Annotated in this window: 26 protein-coding genes; 12 read left to right on the top strand and 14 right to left on the bottom strand. The window is 71.7% G+C overall.

Annotated elements, in window-relative coordinates; translation table 11 throughout:
* Nucleotides 1–50: 50 nt before the first annotated feature.
* The 3 genes from OG892_RS02145 to OG892_RS02135 form a co-directional block, all read right to left on the bottom strand.
* Nucleotides 51–944: a 3-keto-5-aminohexanoate cleavage protein gene (locus OG892_RS02145; protein WP_073737991.1), complete on the bottom strand. Its 894-nt coding sequence runs from the start codon at nt 942–944 to the stop codon at nt 51–53.
* A gap of 147 nt (nt 945–1,091) precedes the next feature.
* Nucleotides 1,092–1,985, bottom strand: coding sequence for a TetR family transcriptional regulator C-terminal domain-containing protein (locus OG892_RS02140; RefSeq protein WP_371628308.1), 894 nt, complete (start codon nt 1,983–1,985; stop codon nt 1,092–1,094).
* Nucleotides 1,986–2,085: 100 nt separating this feature from the next.
* Nucleotides 2,086–2,967 (bottom strand): RNA polymerase sigma factor SigF, encoded by an 882-nt coding sequence (locus tag OG892_RS02135; RefSeq protein ID WP_073738119.1) that lies wholly within the window; start codon nt 2,965–2,967, stop codon nt 2,086–2,088.
* Between the two features lie 685 nt (nt 2,968–3,652).
* Between OG892_RS02135 and OG892_RS02130 the strand changes: the two genes are divergently transcribed.
* The 7 genes from OG892_RS02130 to OG892_RS02100 all read left to right on the top strand — a co-directional run bounded on the left by OG892_RS02130 (nt 3,653) and on the right by OG892_RS02100 (nt 10,026).
* Nucleotides 3,653–4,573, top strand: a complete 921-nt coding sequence (locus tag OG892_RS02130) for an NADP-dependent oxidoreductase (protein WP_328868101.1) — start codon at nt 3,653–3,655, stop codon at nt 4,571–4,573.
* The gene (locus tag OG892_RS02125; RefSeq protein ID WP_371628307.1) at nt 4,570–5,328 is read left to right on the top strand and encodes a GNAT family N-acetyltransferase; all 759 of its coding nucleotides are present in this window, start codon (nt 4,570–4,572) and stop codon (nt 5,326–5,328) included. The genes OG892_RS02130 and OG892_RS02125 overlap by 4 nt, the downstream gene beginning before the upstream one ends.
* A 370-nt stretch (nt 5,329–5,698) precedes the next feature.
* Nucleotides 5,699–6,916 (top strand): PP2C family protein-serine/threonine phosphatase, encoded by a 1,218-nt coding sequence (locus OG892_RS02120; protein ID WP_371628306.1) that lies wholly within the window; start codon nt 5,699–5,701, stop codon nt 6,914–6,916.
* A 134-nt stretch (nt 6,917–7,050) separates the two neighbouring features.
* Complete coding sequence (locus OG892_RS02115) at nt 7,051–7,722, top strand: TetR family transcriptional regulator (RefSeq protein ID WP_073737986.1); 672 nt, start codon at nt 7,051–7,053, stop codon at nt 7,720–7,722.
* Nucleotides 7,719–8,492 carry an SDR family NAD(P)-dependent oxidoreductase gene (locus tag OG892_RS02110; protein WP_073737985.1) on the top strand — a complete coding sequence of 258 codons (774 nt, stop codon included), beginning with the start codon at nt 7,719–7,721 and terminating at the stop codon, nt 8,490–8,492. The genes OG892_RS02115 and OG892_RS02110 overlap by 4 nt, the downstream gene beginning before the upstream one ends.
* Nucleotides 8,493–8,549: 57 nt before the next feature.
* Nucleotides 8,550–9,590, top strand: coding sequence for an NAD(P)-dependent alcohol dehydrogenase (locus OG892_RS02105; protein WP_073737984.1), 1,041 nt, complete (start codon nt 8,550–8,552; stop codon nt 9,588–9,590).
* Nucleotides 9,591–9,705: 115 nt separating this feature from the next.
* Nucleotides 9,706–10,026 (top strand): DUF6191 domain-containing protein, encoded by a 321-nt coding sequence (locus OG892_RS02100; protein WP_073737983.1) that lies wholly within the window; start codon nt 9,706–9,708, stop codon nt 10,024–10,026.
* A gap of 53 nt (nt 10,027–10,079) precedes the next feature.
* Here OG892_RS02100 and OG892_RS02095 read toward each other — a convergent pair whose 3' ends face one another.
* Complete coding sequence (locus OG892_RS02095) at nt 10,080–10,715, bottom strand: phosphatase PAP2 family protein (protein ID WP_371628305.1); 636 nt, start codon at nt 10,713–10,715, stop codon at nt 10,080–10,082.
* Entirely contained in the window at nt 10,715–11,359 is a 645-nt protein-coding gene (locus OG892_RS02090) for a DedA family protein (protein ID WP_371631559.1), read from the bottom strand. The genes OG892_RS02095 and OG892_RS02090 overlap by 1 nt, the downstream gene beginning before the upstream one ends.
* Nucleotides 11,360–11,644: 285 nt before the next feature.
* On the opposite strand from OG892_RS02090, the gene OG892_RS02085 reads away from it, so the two are divergent.
* The 4 genes from OG892_RS02085 (at nt 11,645) to OG892_RS02070 (ending at nt 17,404) form a co-directional block, all read left to right on the top strand.
* A complete protein-coding gene (locus OG892_RS02085) occupies nt 11,645–12,001 on the top strand; it encodes a BlaI/MecI/CopY family transcriptional regulator (protein ID WP_073737981.1) in 357 nt (118 codons plus the stop codon).
* On the top strand, nt 11,998–12,936 hold the full coding sequence (locus OG892_RS02080) for a M56 family metallopeptidase (RefSeq protein WP_371628304.1): 939 nt from the start codon (nt 11,998–12,000) through the stop codon (nt 12,934–12,936). The genes OG892_RS02085 and OG892_RS02080 overlap by 4 nt, the downstream gene beginning before the upstream one ends.
* Before the next feature lie 268 nt (nt 12,937–13,204).
* Nucleotides 13,205–14,863, top strand: coding sequence for a ribosomal protection-like ABC-F family protein (abc-f, locus tag OG892_RS02075; RefSeq protein WP_371628303.1), 1,659 nt, complete (start codon nt 13,205–13,207; stop codon nt 14,861–14,863).
* A gap of 207 nt (nt 14,864–15,070) precedes the next feature.
* Complete coding sequence (locus OG892_RS02070) at nt 15,071–17,404, top strand: ATP-binding protein (RefSeq protein ID WP_371628302.1); 2,334 nt, start codon at nt 15,071–15,073, stop codon at nt 17,402–17,404.
* Here the strand turns inward: OG892_RS02070 and OG892_RS02065 are convergent.
* Together OG892_RS02065 and OG892_RS02060 are read right to left on the bottom strand one after the other, a co-directional pair.
* A complete protein-coding gene (locus tag OG892_RS02065) occupies nt 17,389–17,853 on the bottom strand; it encodes a response regulator (RefSeq protein ID WP_371628301.1) in 465 nt (154 codons plus the stop codon). The genes OG892_RS02070 and OG892_RS02065 overlap by 16 nt on opposite strands.
* The gene (locus tag OG892_RS02060; protein WP_371628300.1) at nt 17,850–19,481 is read right to left on the bottom strand and encodes a PP2C family protein-serine/threonine phosphatase; all 1,632 of its coding nucleotides are present in this window, start codon (nt 19,479–19,481) and stop codon (nt 17,850–17,852) included. Before OG892_RS02060 ends, OG892_RS02065 begins: the two co-directional genes overlap by 4 nt.
* A gap of 469 nt (nt 19,482–19,950) precedes the next feature.
* Between OG892_RS02060 and aroQ the strand changes: the two genes are divergently transcribed.
* The gene (aroQ, locus tag OG892_RS02055; protein WP_371628299.1) at nt 19,951–20,505 is read left to right on the top strand and encodes a gamma subclass chorismate mutase AroQ; all 555 of its coding nucleotides are present in this window, start codon (nt 19,951–19,953) and stop codon (nt 20,503–20,505) included.
* Nucleotides 20,506–20,563: 58 nt separating this feature from the next.
* Here aroQ and OG892_RS02050 read toward each other — a convergent pair whose 3' ends face one another.
* The 7 genes from OG892_RS02050 to dhaK form a co-directional block, all read right to left on the bottom strand.
* Complete coding sequence (locus OG892_RS02050) at nt 20,564–21,229, bottom strand: response regulator (RefSeq protein WP_371628298.1); 666 nt, start codon at nt 21,227–21,229, stop codon at nt 20,564–20,566.
* Nucleotides 21,226–22,332: a sensor histidine kinase gene (locus OG892_RS02045; RefSeq protein WP_371628297.1), complete on the bottom strand. Its 1,107-nt coding sequence runs from the start codon at nt 22,330–22,332 to the stop codon at nt 21,226–21,228. The genes OG892_RS02050 and OG892_RS02045 overlap by 4 nt, the downstream gene beginning before the upstream one ends.
* 143 nt (nt 22,333–22,475) lie before the next feature.
* Nucleotides 22,476–23,024 (bottom strand): hypothetical protein, encoded by a 549-nt coding sequence (locus OG892_RS02040; protein ID WP_073737973.1) that lies wholly within the window; start codon nt 23,022–23,024, stop codon nt 22,476–22,478.
* A gap of 96 nt (nt 23,025–23,120) precedes the next feature.
* Nucleotides 23,121–23,627 (bottom strand): NUDIX domain-containing protein, encoded by a 507-nt coding sequence (locus OG892_RS02035; RefSeq protein ID WP_328868112.1) that lies wholly within the window; start codon nt 23,625–23,627, stop codon nt 23,121–23,123.
* A gap of 57 nt (nt 23,628–23,684) precedes the next feature.
* Nucleotides 23,685–24,095, bottom strand: coding sequence for a PTS fructose transporter subunit IIA (locus tag OG892_RS02030; protein ID WP_073737971.1), 411 nt, complete (start codon nt 24,093–24,095; stop codon nt 23,685–23,687).
* A complete protein-coding gene (gene dhaL / locus OG892_RS02025; protein WP_073737970.1) occupies nt 24,092–24,709 on the bottom strand; it encodes a dihydroxyacetone kinase subunit DhaL in 618 nt (205 codons plus the stop codon). Before dhaL ends, OG892_RS02030 begins: the two co-directional genes overlap by 4 nt.
* 60 nt (nt 24,710–24,769) lie before the next feature.
* Complete coding sequence (gene dhaK, locus OG892_RS02020) at nt 24,770–25,756, bottom strand: dihydroxyacetone kinase subunit DhaK (RefSeq protein ID WP_328868530.1); 987 nt, start codon at nt 25,754–25,756, stop codon at nt 24,770–24,772.
* Between the last annotated feature and the right edge of the window lie 50 nt (nt 25,757–25,806).

Raw genomic sequence — 25,806 nt, 5'->3', positions numbered from 1 at the left:
GCGGTACTCCAGAACGAGTGGGGGGAAGCGGGTGGCGGCCGGGACGCGTCTCAGCCGCGGGGCTTGAGTCCGAGCCGCTGACGGGCCTCGTCCGGGGTGGCGACCCGGGAGCCCAGCGCCTCGGTGATCTGCACGGCGCGTTCCACCAACTGGGCGTTGGTGGCCTTGACGCCCTTGCCGAGGTACAGGTTGTCCTCGAGGCCGACCCGGACATGGCCGCCGAGGAGGATCGACTGCGCGACCCACGGCATCTGCATCCGGCCCAGCGCGAAGCTCGCCCACTGCGCGCCCTCGGGCAGCATGTTCACCATCGACTGGAGCACGCCGGGATCGGCGGGCGCGCCCCAGGGGACGCCCATGCAGAGCTGGAAGACGGTCGGGGCGTCGAGCAGGCCCTCGGCGAGGAGCTGCTTGGCGAACCACAGCTGCCCGGTGTCGAAGATCTCCAGCTCCGGGCGTACACCGAGCTCCTGGATGCGGCGGGCGCCGGCCCGGAGCATGTCAGGGGTGGAGACGTACAGATTGCTGCCGTCGCCGAAGTTCAGGGAGCCGCAGTCGAGCGTGCAGATGTCCGGCAGCAGGTCCTCGACATGGGGGAGGCGTTCCAGCCCGCCGACGAGGTCGGTGCCGGGCAGCTGCCGCAACGGGGCGTCGGGGTCGATCACCAGATCGCCGCCCATCCCGGCGGTCAGATTGATGACGACATCGGTCCCGGTCTCCTTGATCCGCTCGACGACCTCCCGGTACAGGCGCGGGTCGCGGGAGGGTGCGCCGGTCTCCGGCTCACGGACGTGGATGTGCACGACAGCCGCGCCGGCCCCGGCCGCCTCGACGGCGGAACGGGCGATCTGCTCGGGAGTGACGGGCACATGGGGGCTCTTGCGGACCGTGTCACCGGCCCCGGTGAGGGCACACGTGATGATGACGTTCTGGTTTACGGGCATGCGGAAGCGGCTCCTGATTCGATGGGTCTGCTGAATTCGGCGGGGGTTCGCCGAGGTGGGGATCTGCTGGGGTGAGGGTCTGCTGAGGTGGGGATCTGCTGGGGTGGGGTTCTGCTGTGTCGAGTGGTGGCGCGGGGCAGGCGGGGGTCAGCCGGCGGTCAGGGTCGCGTCCACATAGCGGAGCAGCGCACCGTGCATGTCCTCTGCGCTGGTGCCCGGTTCTCCCGGCGTCGTGGCGAGGACCTGGGTGGCCAGCCCGTCGATGAGAGCGGTGAGGCTGAGGGCGGCGGCCTCCGGATCGACCGGCCGGAACACCTCCTGGGCGACGCCGCGCCCGATCACCTCCGCGACCGTGGCCCGCCACTGCCGGTAGTACTCCACATGGAGTTCACCGACCGCGGTGGAGCGCGCCGCCTCGGCCCACAGGTCGAGCCAGACGCTCCACTGGCGGCGCTGCTGGGGGGTGTACGGGGTCTGGAGTCCGATCAGCAGGCGGAGTTCGTCGCCGGCGTGGTGCGTGTCCGCGGTCCCGGCCGCGCGTCTGGCGGTGTCCTCGTCCATGCACCAGCGGGCGGCCGCCTCCAGCAGCTCGTCGCGCCCGGGGAAGTGGTAGTGAATGGCGGCGGTACTGGTTCCGCAGGCCTCCGCGATGTCGGAGACCCGTACGGAATGGAATCCGTGCTCCGCGATCAGCCGGACGGTCTGCCGGACGATCTGGAGCGGTCTGCCGCTGTCCGCCGCAGGTCGCCCGGCAGCAGCGGCGTTCCGGACGCGCCGGGGCCGGGCGGCCGGCAGCGGGGCCCCGGTCTGCTGCGGGGGCGCCGTGCCCTGCTCCGGATGCGTCCCGAGCAGCCAGCCGGCGTCGACCCCGGCGATGTCGGCCACCCGGGCCAGCTCGGCCGTGGTGAAGCGGCGGGTGCCGCCGAGCGAGCGCGAGAGCTTCGACGGATCGATGACCATCCGCCGCGCGAACTCGCGCTGACTCACTCCGGCATCCCGGATCACCTGCCGGACCCGCTCGGCGGCCTCGTCGTGCTGCATGGGAGTCACGTTACCCATGTGTTGAGAGGATCTCAACATCAGTCGGAGTTAATGCCCTGGCTGTGTGCACATTGAGGTGCTGACTGATAAATCAGTCAGTTCATTCGTCGACGAGCATGCCGGTTCGGAGCTTGCCGAGAATCCGGCTGATCAGACGCGAGACGTGCATCTGCGAGATGCCGAGTTCGGTGCCGATCTGCGACTGCGTCAGCTCCTGGCCGAAGCGCATCTCGATGATGCGGTGCTCGCGCGCGTCCAGGTCATCGAGCAGCGGTGCCAGCGTCTGCAGGTTCTCCACCGTCTCCATGGCCGGGTCCGTCTCGCCCAGCGCGTCGGCGAAGGTGCGCCCCGGAGTGCCGTTGCGGACCGTGTCCGTCGCGTCGGTCGGCATGTCCAGGGACCCTGCCGTGTATCCGTTGGCCGCGACGATTCCCTCGGTCACCTGTTCATCCGTGATCCCGAGGTGTCCGGCCAGCTCCTGGACCGTGGGTTCCCGGTCGAGCTCCGTGGCCAGGCACTCCTTCGCCTTGGCGATGTCGACGCGCAGCTCCTGGAGTCGGCGCGGCACGTGGACCGCCCAGGTGGTGTCGCGGAAGAACCGCTTGATCTCTCCGACGATGTACGGGACCGCGAAGGAGGTGAACTCGACCTCGCGGGACAGGTCGAACCGGTCGATCGCCTTGATCAGCCCGATCGTGCCGACCTGGACGATGTCCTCCATGTCGCCGCTGCCGCGGTTGCGGAACCGGCCCGCGGCGAACCGGACCAGCGAGAGGTTCATCTCGATGAGTGTGTTGCGCGCGTACTGATGGGCGGCGGTGCCCTCCTCCAGGACCTGGAGCCGGTCGAAGAACAGCTTCGACAGCGCCCGCGCGTCCTTGGGGGCGATCTTGCCGGCGTCCTCGATCCACGGAAGCTCGTCCGTGGCCCCCGGGGCGTCCGCGGCACCCGTGCCGCCGGTCACGCCCGTCACACCTGTCATGCCGGTGGTGTCCACCAAGACCGCGGCAGGGGCTCCTGCCGTCGTCGACCGTGCACTCTCCGCTCGCTCCGAACCGGCGGTCTGCGCAGTGTGCGCCGTCATCTCTTCACGCTCCCCTGGTCGTAGGCCATGAGGTGTAGGCGTATGCCCGCAGAGAGTCCGTCCATGCGGGCAGGTGAGAGTTGATCAGGTCACAACCAGTCAATGGCCGAGAATCGACGTGATCCATCGTCATATCTGTGCAGGGCAACGGATTCGGCAGCAGAACCGCCCCACCGGTACGGGGGAGCCCGGTGGGGCGGTCGCCACCAGAGTGCCACAGCCCCGGGCGCAATGGGCACCGACCGGCGCATATCCAGCGGTAGTTGAGTTGAAATCGACGGTGACCCGGCTCGTGGTCTCCGGCTGATGCCCGCGGTCGCGCGGATGACCTGCGGCGGGGGAGCGGAGGACGACCGGGACCCGACTGGCGGGAATCGGTCAGCGGGCGGACGGCAGTGTCGTGTCACGGCTCCGTGAACCCGGCACCTCCCCGGGAATACCCGCACCCGGGAGGGACTTCCTGCTGCTGTGGGAACCGTCCGCGTGGTGGTGCCCTGAGAAACAGCCGTGGAAGACGGCTGTGGAAGACAGCAGTGGAAGACAGCAGCGGAAGACAGTCGTGGGAACAGGAGAGAGGGAGCTCATGCCGAAGGCGTACGTGTTCACCCGCAACGGCGGGCCGGAGGTGGAGGCACTCGTCGAGCAGCAGGCTCCGGTGCCCGGTGCCGCGGAGCTGCTCATCGCCGTACGGGCGGCGGGCGTCAATCCGGTCGACTGGAAGCTGCGCACGGGCTACACCAGGCCCGGCAGCGAACCGCAGCCGTTCCCCACGGTCCTCGGCAGCGAGGCCGCCGGGGTCGTCGTGGCGGTCGGCCCGGACGTCGAAGGGTTCGCGGCCGGCGACGAGGTGTTCGGCACTCCGGTGACCGGCGGGTATGCCGAGTACACGCTGCTGCCCGTCGCGGTGACCGCGCACAAGCCGGCCGGGCTGTCGTTCACCGACGCCGCGGCGCTGCCGGTCGCCGCCGCCACCGCGTACGACGGGCTGCGCCAGCTCGCTCCCGCCCCCGGCTCGACGCTGCTGGTCACCGGCGCCGGCGGTGGCGTCGGAAACGCCGCGGTCCAGCTCGCACACCACGCCGGCGTCAAGGTCGTCGCGGTGGCGGGCGCGGCCAAGAAGGACTTCGTCGAGTCGCTCGGCGCCGTACACGTCGAATCCGGCGCCTCGCTCGCGGAGCGGATACGGGCGGCGGCCCCCGACGGCGTCGACGCGGTCTTCGACCTGGTCGGCGGTGACACGCTGCGGGAGGCCGCCTCGCTGCTCGCCGATCCCGCCGCCCTCATCAGCGCCGCCGACAAGCCGCTCGCGGTGGAGCTGGGCGGCGCCGCGGTGGTCCGGGCCCGTACCTCGGCGGTCCTCACAGAGGTCGCGGACCTCGTCGTCGCGGGAGTTCTGCGGACCCATGTCACCCGGACCTACCCGCTGAGCGAGGCGGGCGAGGCGCTGCGGGCCGTGGAGAGCGGACACGCCCGGGGAAAGACCGTGATCGAGGTGACCGCATGAGTACGCAGCAGCCCCCGTCCGGCGGCGAGCACCCGCTGGACGACCCGGTCGGCTCCTCGCTGACCGGGCCGCACGCCCGTTTCGCGGAACGCCGCGGCCGCGTCCTGCGCTACCCGGCCGCCGTCACCCCCTGGGTCGCGCTTCCCGACCGGCCGGGGCCGGCGGACTGGGCCGACGCCGCGGCGCTCGCCGGTCCGGGCGCCGCGATCACCATCACCGCTTTCCGGGAGCCGCCGCCGGACGACTGGAAGCGGACCTTCCACGCCGAGGGCGTCCAGCTCGTCGACGCGGGCGTCGCGGCCGCCCCGGACCCGGAGGCGGTACGGCTCGGACCCGCCGACGTGCCCGAGATGCTCGACCTGGTGGCACGTACCCGGCCTGGACCGTTCCTGCCCCGCACCATCGAGCTCGGCACCTACCTCGGAATCCGGCGCGAGGGAGCGCTGGTGGCGATGGCCGGCGAACGGCTGCACCCGCCCGGCTGGAGCGAGATCAGCGCGGTCTGCACCGACGAGTCCGTACGGGGCCAGGGGCTCGCCACCCGGCTGCTGCTCGCCGTCTCCCACGAGATCCGGGAACGCGGCGAAACGCCGTTCCTGCACGCCGCGGCGGACAACATCCATGCCGTGCGCCTCTACGAGTCCCTCGGATTCCGGCTCCGCCGGCGGACGGCCTTCCTGGCGGCGCTCGTACCCGAGGCCGAGGCTCCCCGTCCGGCCCGGGGAGAGGCGGCTGACGCGGCGGCCCGCGGCTGATCACCGGATGATCCCCGGCATCTCGGACGGACGCTGATCCTCCGGCATCCCGGATGGACGCCGATCCTCCGGCATCCCGGACGGACGCCGATCCTCCGGCATCCCGGACGGACGCCGATCCTCCGGCATCCCGGACGGACGCCGATCCTCCGCATCCCAGGCGGACCGGACTGACCGGACTGGCCGGACTGGCGTCATATCCAGGACGTCCGGTCCGGGTCTTCCGGGCCGAAAAGCGCCTTCGGCCGGTGGCCGGTGACCTTCGGCGTGGCTCAAAAGGCCGAAAGCCCCCTGCGCCGATGCCCCGGGTCCAGGTGGACTGGAGATGACTGCCGGGACATGCCCGGCTCCTGCGGGAGGAGAGGGCACAGTGACGATCGGGGTGCGGCGTCCGCCGATGGCGCACAGCGCGGAGCCGCCGGTTGCCGACGCCGGGGAGCGGGCTGCCGTCGCGGCCCGGATCAGCACCCCGGTCCTGATGGGCGGACTGGCCCTGCTCTCCCTCGCTGTGGTGTGCCTGGACGTCCTGACCGGTGAGGGCCTGCAGCTCATTCCCCTGATGGTCGTCGTGCCCGCACTCGTCTCCGTCTTCTGCACGGTCCGGCAGACCGTCGCCGCGGCGCTCTGGATCATGCCCGTCGTCGTCATCTCCCGGCTGGTGTCGGGGGGCTCGTTCTGGGACATGGCGAGCGGTGTCTGCTTCACCGTGCTGGCCTGTGCGCTCGGCGTCGCCGCCTGCGCGCGCAGGATCCGGCACGTCAGCGCGATCGCCAGGCTGCGGTCCGCGGCCGTCACCCTGCAGCGGCAGATCCTGCGCCCGCTGCCGGTGCTGACCGATCAGGTCCTCGTGGACGGCATCTACGCGCCGATCGAGGAGGACCACTTGGTCGGCGGTGACATCTACGAGATCGTCCAGTCCCCGTACGGCACCCGCGTCATCATCGGTGACGTGCAGGGCAAGGGCCTCGCCGCCATAGGGGTGGGCTTCGCCGCGCTCGGCGCGTTCCGGGAGGCCGCCATCCGTGAGCCCGCCCTGACCGGTGTGGTGGACGCCGTCGAGGACGCGGTCGCCCGGCACAACGCCTTCTCCGCCCAGACCGGCGAGACCGAGCGCTTCGTCACCGCACTGGTGCTCGGCCTCGACGGCGCCGGCCGGGTGCAGGCCGTCAACTGCGGCCATCTGCCGCCCCGGATGCTGCACGACGGGGTGGCGGCCGCCGTTCCGCTGCGCCGTACGTCGGTGCCGCTGGGCATGGCGGAGCTGAGCAGTGAGGCGCGGGTCGCGGAGTGGCTGGACTTCCCGCCCGGCGCGACGCTCCTGATGTTCACCGACGGAGTGACCGAAGCCCGTGACGCCTCGGGAGCGTTCTACCCGCTGGACGCACGCCTGAGCCACTGGACCCGGCTCGGCCCCCGCGAGCTGCTGGACACGCTCCACGCGGATCTGGAGGCCTTCTCCGGCGGTGTGCGGCGCGACGACATCGCGGCGATCACACTGCGCGCCACCTCGTCGGGGGCCCGCCGTCCCGCGACGGCCGGCGTCGGAGCCGGTGCCCGGCGGGCCGCAGAGGCGTTCAGCGGCCGGTAGTCCGGCTCTGCGTCGGCGCCCAGCTCTGCCCGCCGACCCCCAAGACCCATGGGTCACAGCTGTGCCGCAGCCCTTTCAGATGTCCCCGAGGGGCATTTGCCGCACCGGGACATTATTAGGTGTACGGTGCAGTTATGAACCGGGAACGGAAGACCCCCGAGAGGCGGAGCCGCAAGGCCCGCCGGACCCGGGACACACTGGCCCAGGCCGCGTTCGAGCTGGTGCTCGACCGGGGTCTGAGGGAAGTGACGGTCGAGGAGATCGCGGAACACGCGGATGTCGACCGCCGTACCTTCAGCCGGTACTTCACCAGCAAGGAAGCCGCCGTACTGGACTCGGTCCGGGGCGACGGCGACCGGATCAACGACGCCCTGCGGGCCCGTCCCGCCGGCGAACCGCCGCTCACCGCCTACCGCCGGGCCGTCCTGGACTGGCTGGAGGACCCCGGGGCGGAGGCCTGGCACCGCCGCCCGCGGATCTTCGAACTGCTGGTCCTGGCCGAGCGGGAGCCGACCCTCTACGCGGCGTTCCACCACATCCGGGTGGACGCACAGGAGGACTCGGTCGCCATCGTCGCGCAGCGGCTGGGCACCGACCCGCGGCAGGACCTCCGTCCCGCCGTCACGGTGGCCGCCGGAGCGGGAGCGCTGCTCGCCGCCCAGGCCGCCTGGGTACGCGGAAGCTGCCCCGAGGAGCTGCCCCGGCTCGTCGAGCAGGCATTCGACGCCCTTTCGGCGGAACTGTTCGCACAGATTCCCGCCGGACCGGCGTCACACAGCACCACGGAAGGAAACGGAACATCATGAGCACCACCCCCGCCACCACCGAGCAGGAATTCGCCGGACGCACGGCTCTCGTCACCGGAGGGGCCTCCGGCATCGGACTGGCCCTCGCCCACCGGCTCGCCGCCGCGGGCGCGTCCGTGGTCGTGGCCGACTACGACGAGGAGAGCGCCCGCAAGGCGGTCGCCGCACTGGAGAGCACCGGGGCCAAGGCCGCGGCCGTCGCCATGGACGTCACAGAGCCCGCCTCCGTCGAAGCGGGCGTGCGGTTCGCCGTCGACACCTTCGGAGCCCTGCACCTCGCGGTGAACAACGCGGGCATCGGCGGCCCCAGCAGCCCGACCGGCGACTACGCCGTCGAGGACTGGAACCGGGTCGTCGCCACCAACCTCAGCGGCGTCTTCTACTCGATGCGCTACGAGCTTCCCGCGATCGTCGCCGCCGGCGGTGGCGCCATCGTCAACATGTCGTCGATCCTCGGCACCAACGGCTTCGCCGGTTCACCCGCGTACGTCGCCGCCAAGCACGGAGTCGTCGGCCTCACCAAGACGGCGGCACTCGAGTACGCGGCACAGAACGTCCGTGTCAACGCGGTCGGCCCCGGCTTCATCGACACCCCGCTGCTGCGCAACACGGACGGCCCCGCCCGCGACCACCTCATCTCGCTGCACCCGGCCGGCCGTCTCGGCACCGCGCAGGAGGTGGCGGAGCTCGCCGCCTTCCTGCTCTCCGACCGCGCCTCGTTCATCCACGGCAGCTACCACCTGGTGGACGGCGGATACTCCGCCTCCTGAATGGCGTACGGGGGCTTCGGGGGTGAGAAATAGAACAGCAGAGGTCAAGGAGGACCCATGAAAGCCGTTCAGTACCGCACCGTAGGCGCCGCGCCGGAGGTCGTCACCGTGCCGGACCCGGAACCCGGCCCCGGCCAGGTTCTGCTGAAGGTCACCGCCGCAGGTGTCTGCCACTCGGACATCGCGGTGATGAGCTGGCCCGCGGAGCAGCTGACGTTCCCGCTGCCGCTCACCCTCGGACACGAGGGGGTCGGGACCATCGCCGCACTCGGCGACGGGGTCGACGGACTCACCGTCGGCGACTCGGTCGCGGTCTACGGACCCTGGGGCTGCGGCACGTGCGTCAAGTGCGCCGAGGGCAAGGAGAACTACTGCCTGCGCGCCAAGGAGCTCGGCATCAACCCGCCCGGGCTCGGCTCGCCCGGCGCCATGGCCGAGTACATGATCGTCGACGACCCGCGCCACCTGGTGCCGATCGGAGACCTCGACCCGGTCCAGGCCGTGCCGCTCACCGACGCCGGTCTCACCCCGTACCACGCGATCAAGCGCTCCCTGGCGAAGCTGGTACCCGGCGCGACCGCTGTCGTCATCGGCACCGGCGGACTCGGTCACGTCGCGATCCAGCTGCTGCGCGCCATGACGGCCGTCCGCGTCATCGCCCTGGACGTCACGGAGGACAAGCTCGCCCTCGCCCGCACTGTCGGGGCGCACGAGACCGTCCTGTCCGACGAACACGCCGCGACGCGAATCCGCGAGCTGACCGGCGGCATCGGCGCACAGGTCGTCCTCGACTTCGTCGGCGCACCGCCCACCGTGGCCACCGCGGGCGCCGCGGCCGCCATCGACTCCGACGTCACGATCGTGGGCATCGGCGGCGGGGCGCTGCCGGTGGGCTTCGGCTCCCTGCCGTTCAACACCACGGTGTCCGCCCCGTACTGGGGATCTCGCTCCGAGCTGGCCGAGGTCCTCGATCTCGCCCATGCCGGATCGGTCGAGGTGCACGTCGAGACGTACTCGCTGGACGAGGCACCGCTGGCGTACGAACGGCTGCACGACGGCAAGATCAGCGGCCGGGCAGTCATCCTCCCCAACGGCTGACCCTCCGAGCCCGTCCGCCTACGCCCTCTGCGGGCCGTCGCACCACGCGACGGCCCGCAGAGGCGTATGCCGCGGCCGGGTTCACGCCGCGCCGCACGCGAGGGATACTGCCCGCATGGAATTCGCCGCGATGATGACACTGCCCGGACTGGTGATCGGTCTGACCGTCGTCGCCTTCCTCGATCAGCTGATGCTTCGCGCGGGCCGGGCCGGTCTGCTGCCGTGGCGCAACAGCGCCCGACAGGGCCAGGTGTCGGCGACCGGCTTCGAGCAGCTGCACGCGACCTTCTCACCCGGCAAGCAGAGCGAGCTCAAGGAGCGGCAGAGCGCCCTGCTGCTCCGCGACGACGAGGAGGACGGCGCCCCGCCGCACCGCTCCACCGTGGACCTCGACGGTGGTCTCGCTGTCATCCGCATGCCCGGCCACGAAGGCTAGACCCGGCCACGAAGGCTGGACCTGCCCACGAAGGCTGGACCTGCCCACGAAGGCTAGAGGTGGCCACGAAGGCCAGAGGCCGGGCCCGTCCCCACCGCCACCAGCGGACGCAGCCGGCTGTCACGCAGCCGGACCACCGCCGGGGCGCAGCGGCCGGCCGCGACGGTGAGCGGCCAGGCGACCAGCACGCCGATCAGCAGCCCGACGAGCACATCGTGCGGGTAGTGCGCGCCGATCCACACCCGGGACGCCGCCATCGCCAGCGCGGCCGGCACCGCGACCCTTCCGAGCCGCCGGTCGGTCAGCCAGATCGCCGTCGCGGCCGCCGCGGCGATGGCGGCGTGATTGCTGGGGAAGGACCAGTCGCCGAGCGCCGGGCACGCCTCCACCGTCACGACATGCAGCGTCTGGCAGGGGCGTTGCTCGTGAAAGGCGGACTTCACCACGTCGTTGACGAGATACGTGGCGACGACGACGAGCGGGGCGCAGAGCGCCATGGCGGTACGCGCGGGTTCCGACGACCGGGAACGCCACCAGGACGCGAGCATGAGCACCGCGAACAGGGCGAGCCCGTAGTCCGACCACAGGCGGACGGCGGAGTCCAGGACGGCGGGGGAGCGCTGGGCCAGCTCGGTGACCCAGGTGTACAGCCCACCGTCGATCGAGGTGGCCGCGGAAGCGAGCGGCATCAGTTGTTGTCTCCTTCGGCAGTGCTCCGGTTGCGGGAGCGGAGCAGTTCGGCGGCGAGCGGGATGAGGGAGACCACGACCACGAGAGCGACGATCGGCAGCAGGTAGCGGTCGACGTTCGGGACCGAGGACCCCAGCGCGTATCCGGCGAGGACCAGCCCGGCCGTCCAGACCACGCCACCGATGACCTGCCACAGGGCGAACACCCTGGCCGGGACGTCGAGCGCGCCGGCCAGCGGATTGAGCACCGTGCGTACGACGGGGACGAAGCGGGCCAGCACGATCGCGCGGGCGTGGCCGTATCTGGCGAGCAGCTCCGCGGCGCGGTCGGCGCCCTCGCGCAGTCGCCGGGAGCGGGTGCGGGCGAGCAGTGCCCGGCCGCCCCTGCGGCCGAGCCAGTAGCCCGTCTGGGCACCCAGCAGCGCTCCGGCCACCGCCGCGAGCAGCACCTGCGGCAGCGACAGCCCGACCGGGCCGTGGGCACCGTCGACGCTCAGCAGGCCCGCCGTGAACAGCAGGGAATCGCCGGGCAGGAAGAAGCCGACGAGCAGCCCCGTCTCGGCGAAGAGCACGACGGCGACGCCGAGCGCGCCGAACGTGCCGAGCAGTGAACCGGCATCCAGCAGGTTCACCGCTTGCGGCATGGCCGCCAGTGAGAGTACGGACACGGTGGAGGGTCTCCCATAATGGTGAGCGGGTGCCCGGTGGAACACCCCGGACTGACTACAGTGATGTAGACGGTCTACATCACTGTAGACGCCCGAAGGGGGAGGAGAGTTCCCATGCCACAGGTGAACGGAATATCCGGCGGAGAATCCGCCCCCCGGCCGCACGAAGGACCTGGCACCGGGAAGGCGCCCCCGGCCCGGCGGCAGCCCGTCCCGCCGGCGCCGGATCCCGGTCAGGTACCGGATCCCGGTCAGGTACCGGTGGAGCGGCGCCCGTCCGGTGAGCTGGAATCCACGATCCTGGCGGCCCTCTGGGCAGCCGATACCCCGCTCACCGCCGGCCAGGTGCAGGGAGCGATCGGGGCGGAACTCGCGCGGACCACCGTCACCACCATCCTGTCCCGCCTCCACGAGAAGGGCACGGTCGCCCGCACCAGGTCCGGACGTGGATTCGCCTACACCCCCACGGAGGACGCCGCCGGGCTGACCGCCCGCCGGATGCACAGCGAACTGCGCAAGGACGAGGACCGCGGCACCGTACTGGCACGCTTCGTGTCGCAGCTCAGTGACGAGGACGAGCGGCTGCTGCGCGAGCTGCTCGACGGGGAGGCCGGATGATCTACGCCGTATGGGTTCCGCTGCTGGTGCCGTTCCTCGTCGTTCCGGCGGCCCGTCGGCTCGCGGACGCGCTGTCGCCCCGGCAGGCCGTTCGGCTGCTCGCCGTGACGGGCGCGGGCCTGGCCCTGTGCACCGTGTGCGCGCTGGCCCTGCTGGTGGTGCCCGGCGCCGGCCGGCTGTCCGCCGTGGCCGCCGCCGGAGAGTTCGTGCACCCGCTCGCCGCCGCCGAACCGGGCCTCGCCGTCCCGTTCTCGGCCGCCGCACTCGCGCTGCTCCTGGGCTGCGCCCTGGCCGTGACCCGTGCTGCGCGCAGGCACTGGGCGCAGCTCCACCGGGACTCCGGACCGCAGCCGGGCGACGGGAGCGAGCTCGCCGTACTGCGGGACGCCCGGCCCGACGCCTACGCGCTGCCCGGACGGCCCGGCAGATCCGGCCGGATCGTCGTCACCACCGGAATGCTGCACGCGCTGGACCCCGCCGAGAGGGACGCCCTCCTGGCCCACGAGCGCGCGCACCTCACCGGGCGCCACCACCTGTACCTCGTCGCCGCCGAGCTGTCCGCCCGCTGCCACCCGGCGCTCCGCGCCCTGCGCGCACCAATGGGATACGCACTGGAACGCTGCGCGGACGAGGCCGCCGCGCGAGCCGTCGGGGACCGCGCGGTCGCCGCCCGTGCCATCGGGCGCGCCGCGCTGGCCGCCCGGACGGCGGGAGGAACCACCCCGCCCCGCCCCGCACCGGCGCTCGCCGCGGCGGCCGGGCCCGTCCCGCGCCGGGTCGCCGCCCTGCTCGGCCACGCCGCCGCGCGCCCGCGGATCGGCCGCGCCGCCGCCGCGACCCTGATCGCCTGCCTGGCCGTCTCGGGAGCGGCCGCCCTCGACGCGACGCACGACCTGCACAGCAGCATCGAGACCGCCCAGGGCGAGACCCCGTAGCCGCTGCCCAGGACCGGACATGCTCGGGTCCTGACCGGGCGAAAAGTGACCTGACAGCGCCGCGCCCCGTGCCTACACTGACCGCCATGGGTTCGTACTACTTCTTCCGCTGACTCCGGCCCGGGGCGCCACCCCGCGCGACGCAGAGCGTCGCTGCCGGCCCGCATGGGCCACCCGCGTGGCACCGCCCCTCCCGTCCGTTCGGCATCCCCGCCCGCCGCGCCCGGTCACGGGCCGCCGAGTCATGCCACCAGAGGAAGAGCGACCCATGTCCCCCAAGCACGACCGCGCCCAACTGGCCATGAAGGACGTCTCCAAGGCGTACGGAGACCGCACCGTCCTCGATCAGGTGTCGCTCACCGTCCGCCCCGGCGACCGCGTCGGAGTCATCGGTGAGAACGGCTCCGGGAAGTCCACGCTCCTGCGGCTGCTGGCCGGCGCCGAGGCACCGGACAGCGGTGAGATCACCGTCCGCTTCCCCGGCGGCACCGGCTACCTCTCCCAGACACTCGCGCTGGACCCCGCCCGTACGGTTCAGGACGCCGTCGACACGGCCCTGGCCGGACTCCGCGCGCTGGAGCGGCGGATCCGTACCGCCGAAGCCGCACTCGCCCTGCCCGGCGGCCCGGACGACGCCCGGCTCGCCGCATACGGAGACCTGCTGACCGAGTACGAGGAACGCGGCGGCTACCTGGCCGACGCCCGCGTCGACGCGGCGCTGCACGGCCTCGGACTCGGGCACCTCACCAGGGAACGCCGGCTCGGCACCCTCTCCGGCGGCGAGCAGTCCCGGCTCGCGCTCGCCTGTGTGATGGCGTCCGGTCCCGAACTGCTGCTGCTCGACGAACCGACCAACCACCTCGACCTCAGGGCCACCACCTGGCTGGAGGACCAGCTGCGGGCCCACCGCGGTACCGCCGTCGTGATCACCCATGACCGGGCGTTCCTGGAACGGACCACCACCGTCATCGTCGAGGTGGACCGCGACCTGCGCGGCGTCGCCACCTACGGCGACGGCTGGGACGGCTACCGCACGGCGAAGGCGGCCGCCCGGCGCCGCTGGGCGCAGGACCATCAGGAGTGGCTGGACGAACTGGCCCGCACCGAAGAGCTGGTGAGTGCCACGGGCCGGCGGCTCGCCGGCACCGGGAACGACCCGGGGGAGGGCTTCGGCAAGCACCGCCGCTCGCACGAGGCCAAGCTGTCCGGTCAGGTCAGAGCGGCCAGAACCCGACTGGAGGCGCTGCACCGGGCCCCGGTTCCCGCCCCGCCCCGGCCCCTGCGCTTCACCGTCCGCCTGGATCTCGCCGCCCAGGGCGAACCGCCGCAGGGCCCACTGGTGGAGCTCGACTCCGTCTCGGTCGGAAACCGGCTGCGTATGCCCGCGCTGCGGGTGACGGCCGGGGAGCGCCTGCTGGTCACCGGGCCCAACGGAGCCGGCAAGTCGACCCTGCTGAGGATCCTGGCGGGAGACCTCGCACCCGAGAGCGGCACGGTGCGCCGCCGGGCCCGGATCGGATATCTCCCGCAGGAACTCCCCGCCCGGCCCACCCGCCGCACGCTCCTGGCGACCTTCGCGGCGGGACGCCCCGGTCACGCCGACGAGTACACCGACCTGCTTCTCGCCCTCGGGCTGTTCCGTACCGAGGATCTGGGTGTTCCGGTGGCCGACCTCTCCGTCGGCCAGCAGCGCAGACTGGCGCTGGCCCGGCTGGTCACCCGGCCCGCCGATCTGCTGGTGCTTGACGAACCGACGAACCACATCGCCCTCGACCTGGTGGAGGAGCTGGAGGCGGCGCTGGCGGCGTACCGGGGAGCTGTCGTGGTCGTCTCGCACGACCGCAGCTTCCGCAGCCGCTTCACCGGCGACCGGCTCGAACTCCGCGGGGGAGCGCCGGCCGGAGTGCCGACGTCCTCAGCACCCTGAGGTGGGAGGAGGCCGTGGGCCGCGCGAGAGCGAGAGGGCGACAACGGCCGGTCCTGAATCCGGACTCGTCGTGACCGCACCTGTCCGCGTCGAGGGCAGGACGACACACGCCCGCGGCAGCCCCTCCGACGCAGGGGCCGTGGAAGGATCGCGACAAGCCGGACGCCCGATCGGAGCGGTTCGAGAACTCGGTGCGCGGGAGAAGCGATGTCCTCAAAGGAACCGAAACCGGAACCGGACCGCGAGGCCGAAGCGGCGGCGGCCATCGGCTTCGACCTCAGCGAATGCGTCCGGGAGCCCATTCACCGGCTGGGCATGATCCAGTCCCACGGGACCCTGCTCGCGGTGGATGCCGATACCGGCACCGTGGACACCGCGGCACTGAACACGCGTTGTCTGCTGGGGATCGCTGCCGAGGAGTTGGTCGGAGGGCCCATCACGCGGCTGCTGTCCCCCGAGCACTGGGCCGAGGCGCTCCAGGTCTGCGCCCAGCACGATGCGGCAAGCCTGGTTCTCCCCGTCCCCATCGATGTGGCGGGCGCTCCCCGGATGTTCGACGTGACCGCGCACCGGCACGGGCCTCTGGTCGTTCTGGAGTGTGAGTCGCGCGCCGTCGCGGGGCCGCACTTCTCGCACTTCTACCAGGGGGTCCGGCGAGCTCTGACGCGTCTGCGGTCCTCGGCGACAGCGGTCGAATGCTGCCAGGCGGCCACCCGTGAGATCCGGGCGCTGACCGGCTTCGACCGCGTGGTCGCCTACCGCTTCGACGGAGAGAACGGGCCGGGCGAAGTGGTCGCGGAGGACATCGCAGAGGGCTGCGAACCCTGGCTCGGACTCTGGTTCCCCGCCAGCGACATCCCGGCCCAGGCGAGGCGGCTCTACCGCGACAACTGGATCCGGGCGATCGCCGACGTGGACGACACCAGCGTGGGTCTGCACCCTCCGCTCCGAGCCGATTCCGGCCTGCCGCTGGACCTGTCGAACTCCGTGCTGCGCACGGTGTCCGGCTTCCATCTGGAGTACCTGCGGAACATCGGTGTGAAGTCGTCGATGTCGGTGAGTGTCCTCCGGGAGGGCGAACTCTGGGGGCTGATCGCCTGCCACGGCTACGCCGCTGTCACCGTGCCCCCGGAAATGCGGGCGGCGTGTGAGTTCTTCGGCGTGGCCTTCTCCCTCCAGCTCGCGGTCATCGAGGAACGGGAGCAGGCCGAGGCGCTCACCGCATCCCGCGAGCGCCTCGACCGGATCATCTCCCGGGTCACGTCGGACCTGGAGGACTCACTCCTGGCAGGTGACGACGCCCTCAGAGACCTGCTGGACGCCGACGGCGCGGTGCTCTGCCGCGGTGACCGCAGCACCATCAGCGGGATGAGCGTTTCCCCCGCCCTGCTGGAGACCCTTCAGGCCCGCGCGGCAGGGCCGGCGCCCGGCACGGTCTGGAGTACGGACCGCCTCTCGGAGGAGCCGGACCATCCCGACGCCATGGTGGAAGGCGGACCGGCAGGGGCCCTGATGGTGACGCTGAGCCGCTCGGGCGATTTCCTCGCCTGGTTCCGCAAGGCCCGTCCGACCACACGCCAATGGGCCACCGACCCCTCCAGGCCCGTCCGGGTCGGACCGCGAGGCGAACGGCTCACCCCTCGCGGCTCGGGCGCCGTATTCCGCGCGGTGGTCCACGGACAGTGCCTGCCCTGGACGCCCACCGACCGTGCCACCGCACAGGAACTCTGGCGCACGCTGACAGGACTCGTACTCCGGCACGAGGCGGAGCTCGCGGCGTTGAACGAACAGCTGCGCATCACCAACTCCGACCTCGACTCATTCGCCCACGTGGCAGCTCACGACCTCAAGGAACCGCTACGAGGCATCTCCAACGCCGCGACCTTCGTCATCGAGGACGCCGCAGCGGAGCTCGACGAGACCACCGTCCGCCGGCTGCACACCATGCGGCGACTGGCCGGCCGGATGGACGACCTGCTCGACTCGCTGCTGCACTTCGCCCGACTGGGCCGAGGCGGTCTTCACCGCACCCGTGTCCCACTGGACCGGGTACTGGACTCCGCGCTCGACGTGGCCGGTGAACGCCTGGCCGAAGCCCACGTGCGGGTCATCAGACACGAGCTGCCCGAGGTGTACGCCGATGAGAACCGGATCTACGAAGTGCTGGTCAACCTCCTGGTGAATGCGGCCAAGTACGCCGCTGACCAGGGTGACCGCACGGTAGAGGTCCTGGTCGACACACTCGGCCCACCGTCCGGCGGGCCGCCACAGCAGACCGTCGTGGTCCGGGACAACGGGATCGGCATCCCGTCCGACCGGCAGGACGAGGTCTTCGAGCTCTTCCGCAGACTGCACGGGCAGGGCGAGCGCGGGGGCGGCACCGGTGTGGGACTCGCGATCGTCAGGCGGATCGTCGAGCGACACGGCGGCGAGCTGTGGCTCGACAGCGAACCGGGCCGCGGGACCGCCTTCTTCTTCACCCTGGGTCAGGAGGGAGGGGCTCAGGGCCACAGTCAGGGTCAGGGTCAGGGGCGAGGCTGAGCGGCAGGGCCCTCGTCCCCGCCCTTCGCCTTTCTCTGCCAGTAGTCGACAGCCCCCTTCAACACCGCGCTGAAGAGTTCGAAGTTGACCGGCTTGTAGATGTAGCTGTCGGCCCCTGCCGCATAGGTCGTGTCCACCTCGTCCGGCCCGGTGGACGAGGTGAAGGCGACCACGGCCACACCGTCCAGTTCTGGCCGGGAGCGGATCGACCGCAGCACCTCGGCGCCACTGGGACCGGGCAGCTTCAGGTCCAGAAGGACGAGCCCCGGCCGGCGGGCGGCTTCCAGCAACCGCTCGACGAATCCCGTCCCCCGGTCGGTGAAGTCCAGCGCCAGACCCGGATGGGTGCGACGGAGCGCCCGCGCGATGGCCTCGGCGTCCTCCGCCGAATCCTCGACCACCCAGACGAGATCGTGATCGATCCTCTGCTCCCCGGCGGCGCCGCTCATCCGAGGGACTCCGCCCGTGCGACGAGCACGGCGATGTCGTCGGCGCCCGTCGCCCGGAATTCCACGACAGCCTCCGCCAGCCGCTCGGCGAACCCCTGGGCATCACCGGCACCCCGCCGCGCCACCTCCTCCTGCAGGCGCGATTCGAAGAACAGCCCGTCGGCCGCTCTCGCCTCGGTCACTCCGTCGGTGAACATCACCAGCGCGTCCCCCGGGGTCAGGCGCACAGAGCCGGACCCGTACTCGATGTCCTCCAGCACGCCCAGCAGATCCCCGTGGGCGACGAGCTCCTCCACTGTGCCATCCGCACGCCGCAGCAGAGGCGCCGGATGCCCGGCACTCCAGTAGCGCACACGAAACCCCTCTCCGTCCGGTACCAGTACCGCTACGAGCGCCGTCACGAAGCGGGACGTGCTCTCCCTGACCAGGGCCTGATTCAGCCGTTCCAGCGCGTGCTCGGGCGTACTGCCGTCCTCGAAAAGGGCGCGCAGGGTGTGGCGGGCCAGACCCGTCAGTGCCGCCGCCTCCGCCCCACGACCGCAGACATCGCCGATGAGGAGGGTCACACCACCCTGCGTCCCCGGGACGGCGTCGTAGAAGTCACCGCCCACATCGAGCGAGACGTCACCCACTTCGTACGCGGAACCCAGCGTGAGCCCCGGAATCCGCGGCAGTTCTCGCGGGAGCAGATGTCGCTGGAGAGAGGCCACATGGTGCCGCCGCTGTTCGTGCAGGGTGCTGCTGTCGATGGCCAACGCGGCCCGGTCGGCCAGACCCGCCAGGAACCGTGATGCCCCCTCGGCCACGACCGCCCGATGGTAGAGAAACGTCAGGGTGCCCAGAACCCGGCCCCGGGCGTTGAGCGGGTTCACACTGATCGCCCGCACGGCGCGGCCCGCCCCGGACGAGGCGGGCCCGAAAGGCCCCCCTCGCAGCCCCTCACCCTTCAGCGCCAGCGCCCGCCCGCTGTCGAGCACCCTGTGCAGCGTCTCCGTCAGCCAGGCGTCCTCTGCCGCGACCTTGCCGAGCCACTGCTGCTCACGGGCGTCCATGTGCGTGAAGGACACGGGTTTCAGCCCCTCGGGAAGACACAGATGCAGGACGCACCCCTCGGCGATGGCAGGAACGGCCGTACGTGCCACCCGCCGCACGGTGCTCTTCACATCGAGGCTCGAATCCATCTGCAACGACGCCTCCGCCAGGAAGGCGTCACTCACCTGACGCACCTCGTCGGCACGCCGCGCCATGATGCGCCGGTCCGAGACCATGGCGACCTCGGCCACCTGCTTCAACCGGATCCGCAGCGTCACGTCGATGGTGTCCCTGCCCGCGGTGCCGACCATGAACGAGGCCCAGCCGCCCTGCCCCAGTGGTACAGCACACTCGGCGAAGCTCCGCGCGCCTGCCGCCGCCAGCACCTGGACATGCGGCATGGCGCCGTCCAGCGCCGACACATCGTGAACCGTGACGGTCGGATCACCGTCCGGAGCGCCGGCGGCGCCGGATTCGCCGTAGTCCCGTTCGATTTCCAGGAGTGCTGACGTCGGCTCCGCCAAGGTGACGCTCCGCAGATAGTGCAGCAGCCCGCCGCTCCAGCGGGTACCCACGACTGCCAGTACACCGGGCATACGGAGCAGCATGTCGTAGAGAGAATCGGCCAGACCCGTCACGTCCTGCGCAGTTTCGGCGACGAGCCAGAGCTCATGCAGACGGCCTGACCACCATCCGTCATCCGCCTGACGTGCAGCTCTGCCCTCGTGACGATCCACCGCTGATCCGCCGTCCCGTATCACCACTGTTGACCCCGGCCCGTCATGGGAAACGCTATGCCACCCCACGACCGAGCGCCTCCAGGCGCGGTCCCGGTGGCGCCGACGCTGCTCGGACCGGGGGTCGGTGCCGCCGCCGTGACGGTGCATGCGGCCAGACCCGGCAGATGTTCACCAGGCAGGGCCCGTGTCGATCAGCAGCGCCCCTACGCCTTGAGCTCATCCTCATATGGACACGATGGAAAGGACACGCTCTGTGCGAACCCGACGTACCCGATCCGTGGCGGTCGCCTCATGCGCCGCGCTGTTGCTCTCCGGTGCCGCTGCCATGCCCGCCGTCGCCGGACCGCAGCCTGCGGAGCCCGTCGCGCCCGGGCCCTCTGCCGCCCGTGCGCTCACGCCGCTGGCCGATCTGTTCGCCGAGCGGTTGCTGATCGCCGACAAGGTGGCCGCAGCCAAGTACGGCACCGACCGGCCGGTCGACGACCCCGCTCGGGAGCAGAGGATCCTCGATGACGCAGCCGCTCGGGCTGTCGGGCTCGGGCTGGACCCTGCGACGGTGGTCGCCGTCTTCGGGGATCAGATCGAGGCGAACAAGCTGGTGCAGCGCGGGCTGTACACCCGCTGGGACGCGCATCCGGAAAGACGGCCCACCCGGCGGCCGGACCTCGACAAGGAAATCAGGCCGGCACTCGACCGCATCACCACGCAGTTGCTCAACACGCTGGTCGCGACGGAGGGCGTGCGCTCGTCGCCGTCGTGTGGGCCGCGGTTGTACGGGGCGGCCGCCTGGACGGCGTACGGCCATGGGCTGGACGTCCTGCATCTGAAGGGGATGGAGCGGGCACTGCCCTCGGCCTGCGTACGCGGCCTACCGGCATGACGCCCTCCTGATCCGCCGGACAGGCCGTGGCCAGGTGGGGCCGCGGAGTCTCGACGGCTCAGGCCAGGCCTGCCCCGAGGGCGCGGCGCACGGCGTCGGCGCGGTCCTTGATGTCCGCCTTGGCGAAGAGGTTGTTGATGTGCGTCTTCACCGTGGCCTCGCTGATGAAGAGCTTCTCGGCGATGGCACGGTTCGGCAGGCCCTGGCCGATCAGGGTGAGGACCTCGCGCTCGCGCGGGGTGATGTCACGGGGCAGCGGCTGCGCGGGGGCCGGGGGCTTGGTGCGGACCGTCGCCAGGAGGCGGTTCTGGACTTCGCGGTCGAGGACGGACTGCCCCGCGGCGGCGGCGCGGATGGCGCGGGTGATGTCCTGGCGCCCCGCGTTCTTGGTGAGATAGCCGGTGGCGCCGGCGCTCAGCGCGGCGAGGATGGAGTCGTCGTCGGCGAACGTGGTCAGGACGACCACGGCGACCTCGGGGTGCTCCTCTGTGAGCCGCCGGGTCGCCTCGGTGCCGTCCATCACCGGCATCCGCAGGTCCATCAGGACCACGTCGACCGGGCCTGCGGCGACTGCGGCGAGTACCTCTGTGCCGTCGGCGGCCGAGGCGACGACGTCGATGTCCTCGGCCAGACCGAGGACGGCGGCCAGCGGCTCCCGTACGGCAGCCTGGTCGTCGGCGACGATCACACGCAGCCGCTGGGGATCCTGCGTCGGTTCACTCATCCCGGTATCACTGCTTCCACTTGCCAGCCGCCTTCGTCCGGTCCTTCGGTGACCGGGCCCGCGGTGATCGTGCCACCCAGCAGGGCGACCCGTTCCCGCATGCCGATCAGCCCCATTCCGCTGCCGACGCCCGCGCGCACCGCACGGGTCGCCGCGCTGTTACGGATCCTCAGTGTCGTCGATGCGGAATCGAATGTCAGCTCCACCCGCACCTCGCCGCCGGGCGCGTGCCGGGCGGCGTTGGTCAGCGACTCCTGCGCGATTCGCAGCAGGTTCTGTGTGACCTGGGACGGTACGTCGCGCTCTGTGCCGGTGAGGGTGAGGGCGTCGCGGTGGCCGGACGAGTCGAGCATCGCGGTCAGGCTGGCCACCAGCGGCAGGGAGTCCTCACGGAGCGCGTGCACGGTCCACTGGGCCTGCTTCAGGCTCTCCTTGACCATGCTGTGCGCCTTCTGGTTCGCCTCGCGGACCTTCTCCAGGTCACCGGTTTCGATCAGGGCGTCCGCCAGCTCCAGCTGCATGTTGATGCCCGCGAGGGAGTGGGCCAGGACGTCGTGCACGTCGCGGGCGATCCGCCCCCGCTCGGTGAGGACGGCGGCCTGCGCCTCGGCGCGGGCGGCCCGCTCGGCGGACTCCGCGGCCTCGATGACCGCCTGGACGGCGCGCCGGCGGCTGCGGTTGATGATGCCGATGACGACCGGGGTGCCGGTGGCCAGACCGACCGCCCAGGGCAGCAGGTGGTGGCCGGGGCCGATGCGGAAGTACAGGACTCCGCCGCACAGCAGGCTGCAGAACGCCGCGAGGGCCAGGGCCGGCCTGGGCTGCAGCCGGTATCCGGCGTGACCGACGAGGAAGAACGCGAAGAGGTAGCCCGATCCGCTGCGGCTGACGGCGATCAGGGCGGCCGCGGCGACGATGCCGAGGGTCAGCCAGACCAGGGCGACGCGGGGCGGGACCCTGGTCTCGGGCAGTTGCCGGGCCAGGAGGGCCAGGGAGTTGACGACGATGAGCGCGGCGACCACGAGGCCCCGGCCGCTGAGCCCGATCGGCCGTACGGTGATGAACGCGGAGCCGATGACGCAGAGGGTCAGGACCCAGCCCACGCGAGGATCGTGACCTGTGAGGGTCAGGGGGCCGGGCACCCGGTACGGGGCCGAGCCCCTACCGGGCGCGCTCTGCTCTGTAGCGGTGCTCCGCTTTTCTGGGACGCTCTGTGCTTCGGGCACGGCGTGACCATAGTCCATGGTCAGGCCGTGGGGCCGAGGGAGGGCGCCGGATGTGCCGCCGCGGTCGTGTGCGGCTGCCTGCCGTTCACCATCCGGCTCCGGACGAAGATCGTGGCGAGCCGCGTGATGACCTCGGTGAGCGCCATCAGGACGAAGGCGGCGACCCAGGCCTGATCCGTGGTGATGTGGTGGGCGATGCTGAACCGTGCCACGTCGTCCGCGCCCCCGCCGTGCGAGACCCAGATCTGGAAGCCCATGCGGGCGCCCATGCCGAGCACCCACAGGACCGCGGAGACCACGCCGGCCTTGATCAGCAGGTGTTCGCCCACGGCCCGGACCCGGGTGTAGACGCCGCCCGCGATGCCGAGGGCCGCGCCGACGGCCATCAGCGCGCCGATCAGCACCAGGTCGTTGCCCGCGGTGGGCACGCTGTCGAGGTACGAGTGCGCCACGAAGGCCACGATCCCCAGCGGGATCAGGAAGGTCTTGAGGTCCAGTCGGCCTTCCCGCAGCTGCCGGAAGACGACCAGGACGAGGGCGATGTCGGTGATCCAGTCGGTCGTTGTCATGCCCTCAAGACTGCTGTCGCACGGTCTCTCGCACCTGGACCCATGGGTGGAACGACAGGTGGAGATCGTCTCCCGCAACGTCCACCGGCCCGGGGCTCAGGACCCGCCCGGCGCGGACGCCCCGCGCTCGCCGCTCAGCACGTCGCGCAGCCGGTCCACGAAGACCCGCTGCCCCTTGACGAGCCGCTCGGCGGCCACCTCCGGCGTACACCAGGCGAACCGGTCGATCTCCGGGAACTCCCGCCGCACGCCGGACCCCCGGGGCCACTCCATCGTGAACGTCCCCGGAACGGCCGTCGCCGGATCGAGGTCGGCCTCCAGCGCCCACACCGTCACGGTCTTGCCGCCGGACTGCCGCGATTCGCCCAGCGCCACCCACGCACCGTCCGGGGCCGGGTGGCCGAACTCCTCCCCGAACTCCCGCCGGGCCGCGGCCGCCGCCTCCTCCCCGGGGCCGTACTCACCCTTCGGCACCGACCACGCCGCGCGCTCCCGGCCCGCCCAGAACGGCCCGCCCATGTGGCCGAGGAGGACTTCCAGGCCGGATTCCCCGGTGGTACGGAAGAGGAGGAGCCCGGCGCTGCGCCGCTCGTTCGGTGACATGCCGTCAAGTGTGGGCGAACGGGCCGGGAGCCGCGCCGGCGACACGGCGGCCCCGCCCTACACCTTGCGGTAGTCGTACGCCTCCGAAGCGGCGGCCGCCACGGCATCGAGGTCGCCGCCCGCCGACGCGGTGACCACCGCGGCCACCGCGCCCTCCACCAGTGGGGCGTCCACCAGCCGGGCCCCGTCCGGGAGTTCGTCGCCCTCTGCGAGCATCGCCTTGACCGTGAGCACCGCACTGCCCAGGTCGACCAGCACGGCGACACCCGCGCCGGCGTCCACCGATCTTGCCGCCTTTGCGATGAGCTCCGGGCTCGTCCCGAGGCCGCCCGCGGGCGTACCTCCGGCGGCGGCCACCGGGGCGGTCGCGCCACCGGCCGCGAGCCCCCTGGCCAGCGCGGCGACCGCCTCCGCCACCGGCCCGCTGTGCGAGACGAGCACGATCCCGACCTGCTTGTCCGCGCTCATGCGGCGCCCCCGGCGGCATCGCCGGTCTCCGCCAGTGCGGCGATCAGCAGCGCGGAGGACGTGGCCCCCGGATCCTGATGTCCGATGCTCCGTTCGCCCAGATAGCTCGCCCGGCCCTTGCGCGCCTGTAGGGGCACGGTCGCCAGCGCGCCCGCCCGCGCCGCGTCCCGCGCCGCCTCGAACGATGTCCCGAGCGCCTCGGCCGCCGGCAGCAGGGCGTCGAGCATCGTCTTGTCCCCGGCCTGGGCCCCGCCCAGCTGGGCCACCGCCGCCACGCCCGCCCCGAGCGCCCGCGCCAGCTCGTCGCGGGTCACGGCGGGGGCATCGTCACCCAGCGCCTTTCCCGTACGCCGCAGCAGCGTGCCGTACAGCGGGCCGGACGCCCCTCCGACGGTGGAGATCAACTGCCGTCCGGCGAGTATCAGTACGGCCCCCGGCGTCCGCGGCGGTTCCTTGTCGAGGGCAGCCGTCACCGCGGTGAATCCGCGCTGGAGATTGCTGCCGTGGTCGGCGTCCCCGATCGCCGAGTCGAGGTCCGTCAGATGCGCGGCCTCGCGGTCCACCGCGGCGGCGGTCGTGGTCATCCAGCGGCGGAAGAAGTCGGTGTCGAGCACATGATCTCCTTGGGTTCATCGGGTGGGGCACGGTGCGCGGCAACGGCGGAGCGGGAAGGCTCAACGGCCCCAGCGCAGTGCGGGGGTCTCCACCGGTGCGTCCCAGAGCCGCACCAGCTCCTCGTCCACCTGGCAGAGCGTCACCGAACAGCCAGCCATGTCGAGCGAGGTCACATAGTTGCCGACGAGCGTACGAGCCACGGCAACGCCCCGCTCGGACAGCACCCGCTGCACCTCGGCATTGAACCCGTACAGCTCCAGCAGCGGTGTCGCCCCCATCCCGTTGACCAGCGCGATCACCGGACCGTGCGGCCGCAGGTCCTCCAGCACCGCGTCCACCGCGAAGTCCGCGATCTCCCGTGACGTCATCATCGGACGCCGCTCACGCCCCGGTTCACCGTGGATCCCCACCCCGAGTTCGAGTTCGCCCGCGGGCAGATCGAAGGTGGGCGAGCCCTTGGCGGGTGTGGTCACGGAGGTCAGCGCCACCCCGAAACTGCGCGACGACTCGTTCACCTGCCGCGCGATCGCCGCCACCCGGTCCAGCGGAGCACCCTCCTCGGCCGCCGCGCCGGCGATCTTCTCGACGAACAGTGTCGCTCCGGTGCCCCGCCGCCCCGCTGTGAAGAGGCTGTCGGTGACCGCGACATCGTCGTTGACGAGTACCTGGGCGACCCGTATCCCCTCCTCTTCGGCCAGCTCTGCGGCCATCTCGAAGTTGAGTACGTCGCCGGTGTAGTTCTTGACGACGAAGAGCACGCCCGCACCGCTGTCGACGGCGGCGGCGGCCCGCACCATCTGATCCGGCACCGGGGACGTGAACACCTCGCCGGCGCACGCGGCCGACAGCATCCCCGGCCCGACGAACCCGGCATGCAGCGGCTCGTGCCCGGATCCGCCACCGGATACCAGGGCGGCCTTTCCGGCCACGGGCGCGTCACGCCGTACGACGACACGGTTCTCGACGTCCACGGTCAGTTCCGGATGGGCGGCGGCCATCCCGCGCAGAGCATCCGCGACCACGGTCTCGGGGACGTTGATCAGCATCTTCAACGGTAACCTCCCAGTAGGGCCATCAGGTGGCGCCCTGATCAGGT

Source organism: Streptomyces sp. NBC_00341 (assembly GCF_041435055.1).
Classification (GTDB): Bacteria; Actinomycetota; Actinomycetes; order Streptomycetales; family Streptomycetaceae; genus Streptomyces.
Note: the sequence above shows the minus strand (reverse complement) of the source record. Positions and strands in the feature narration are given on the sequence as shown.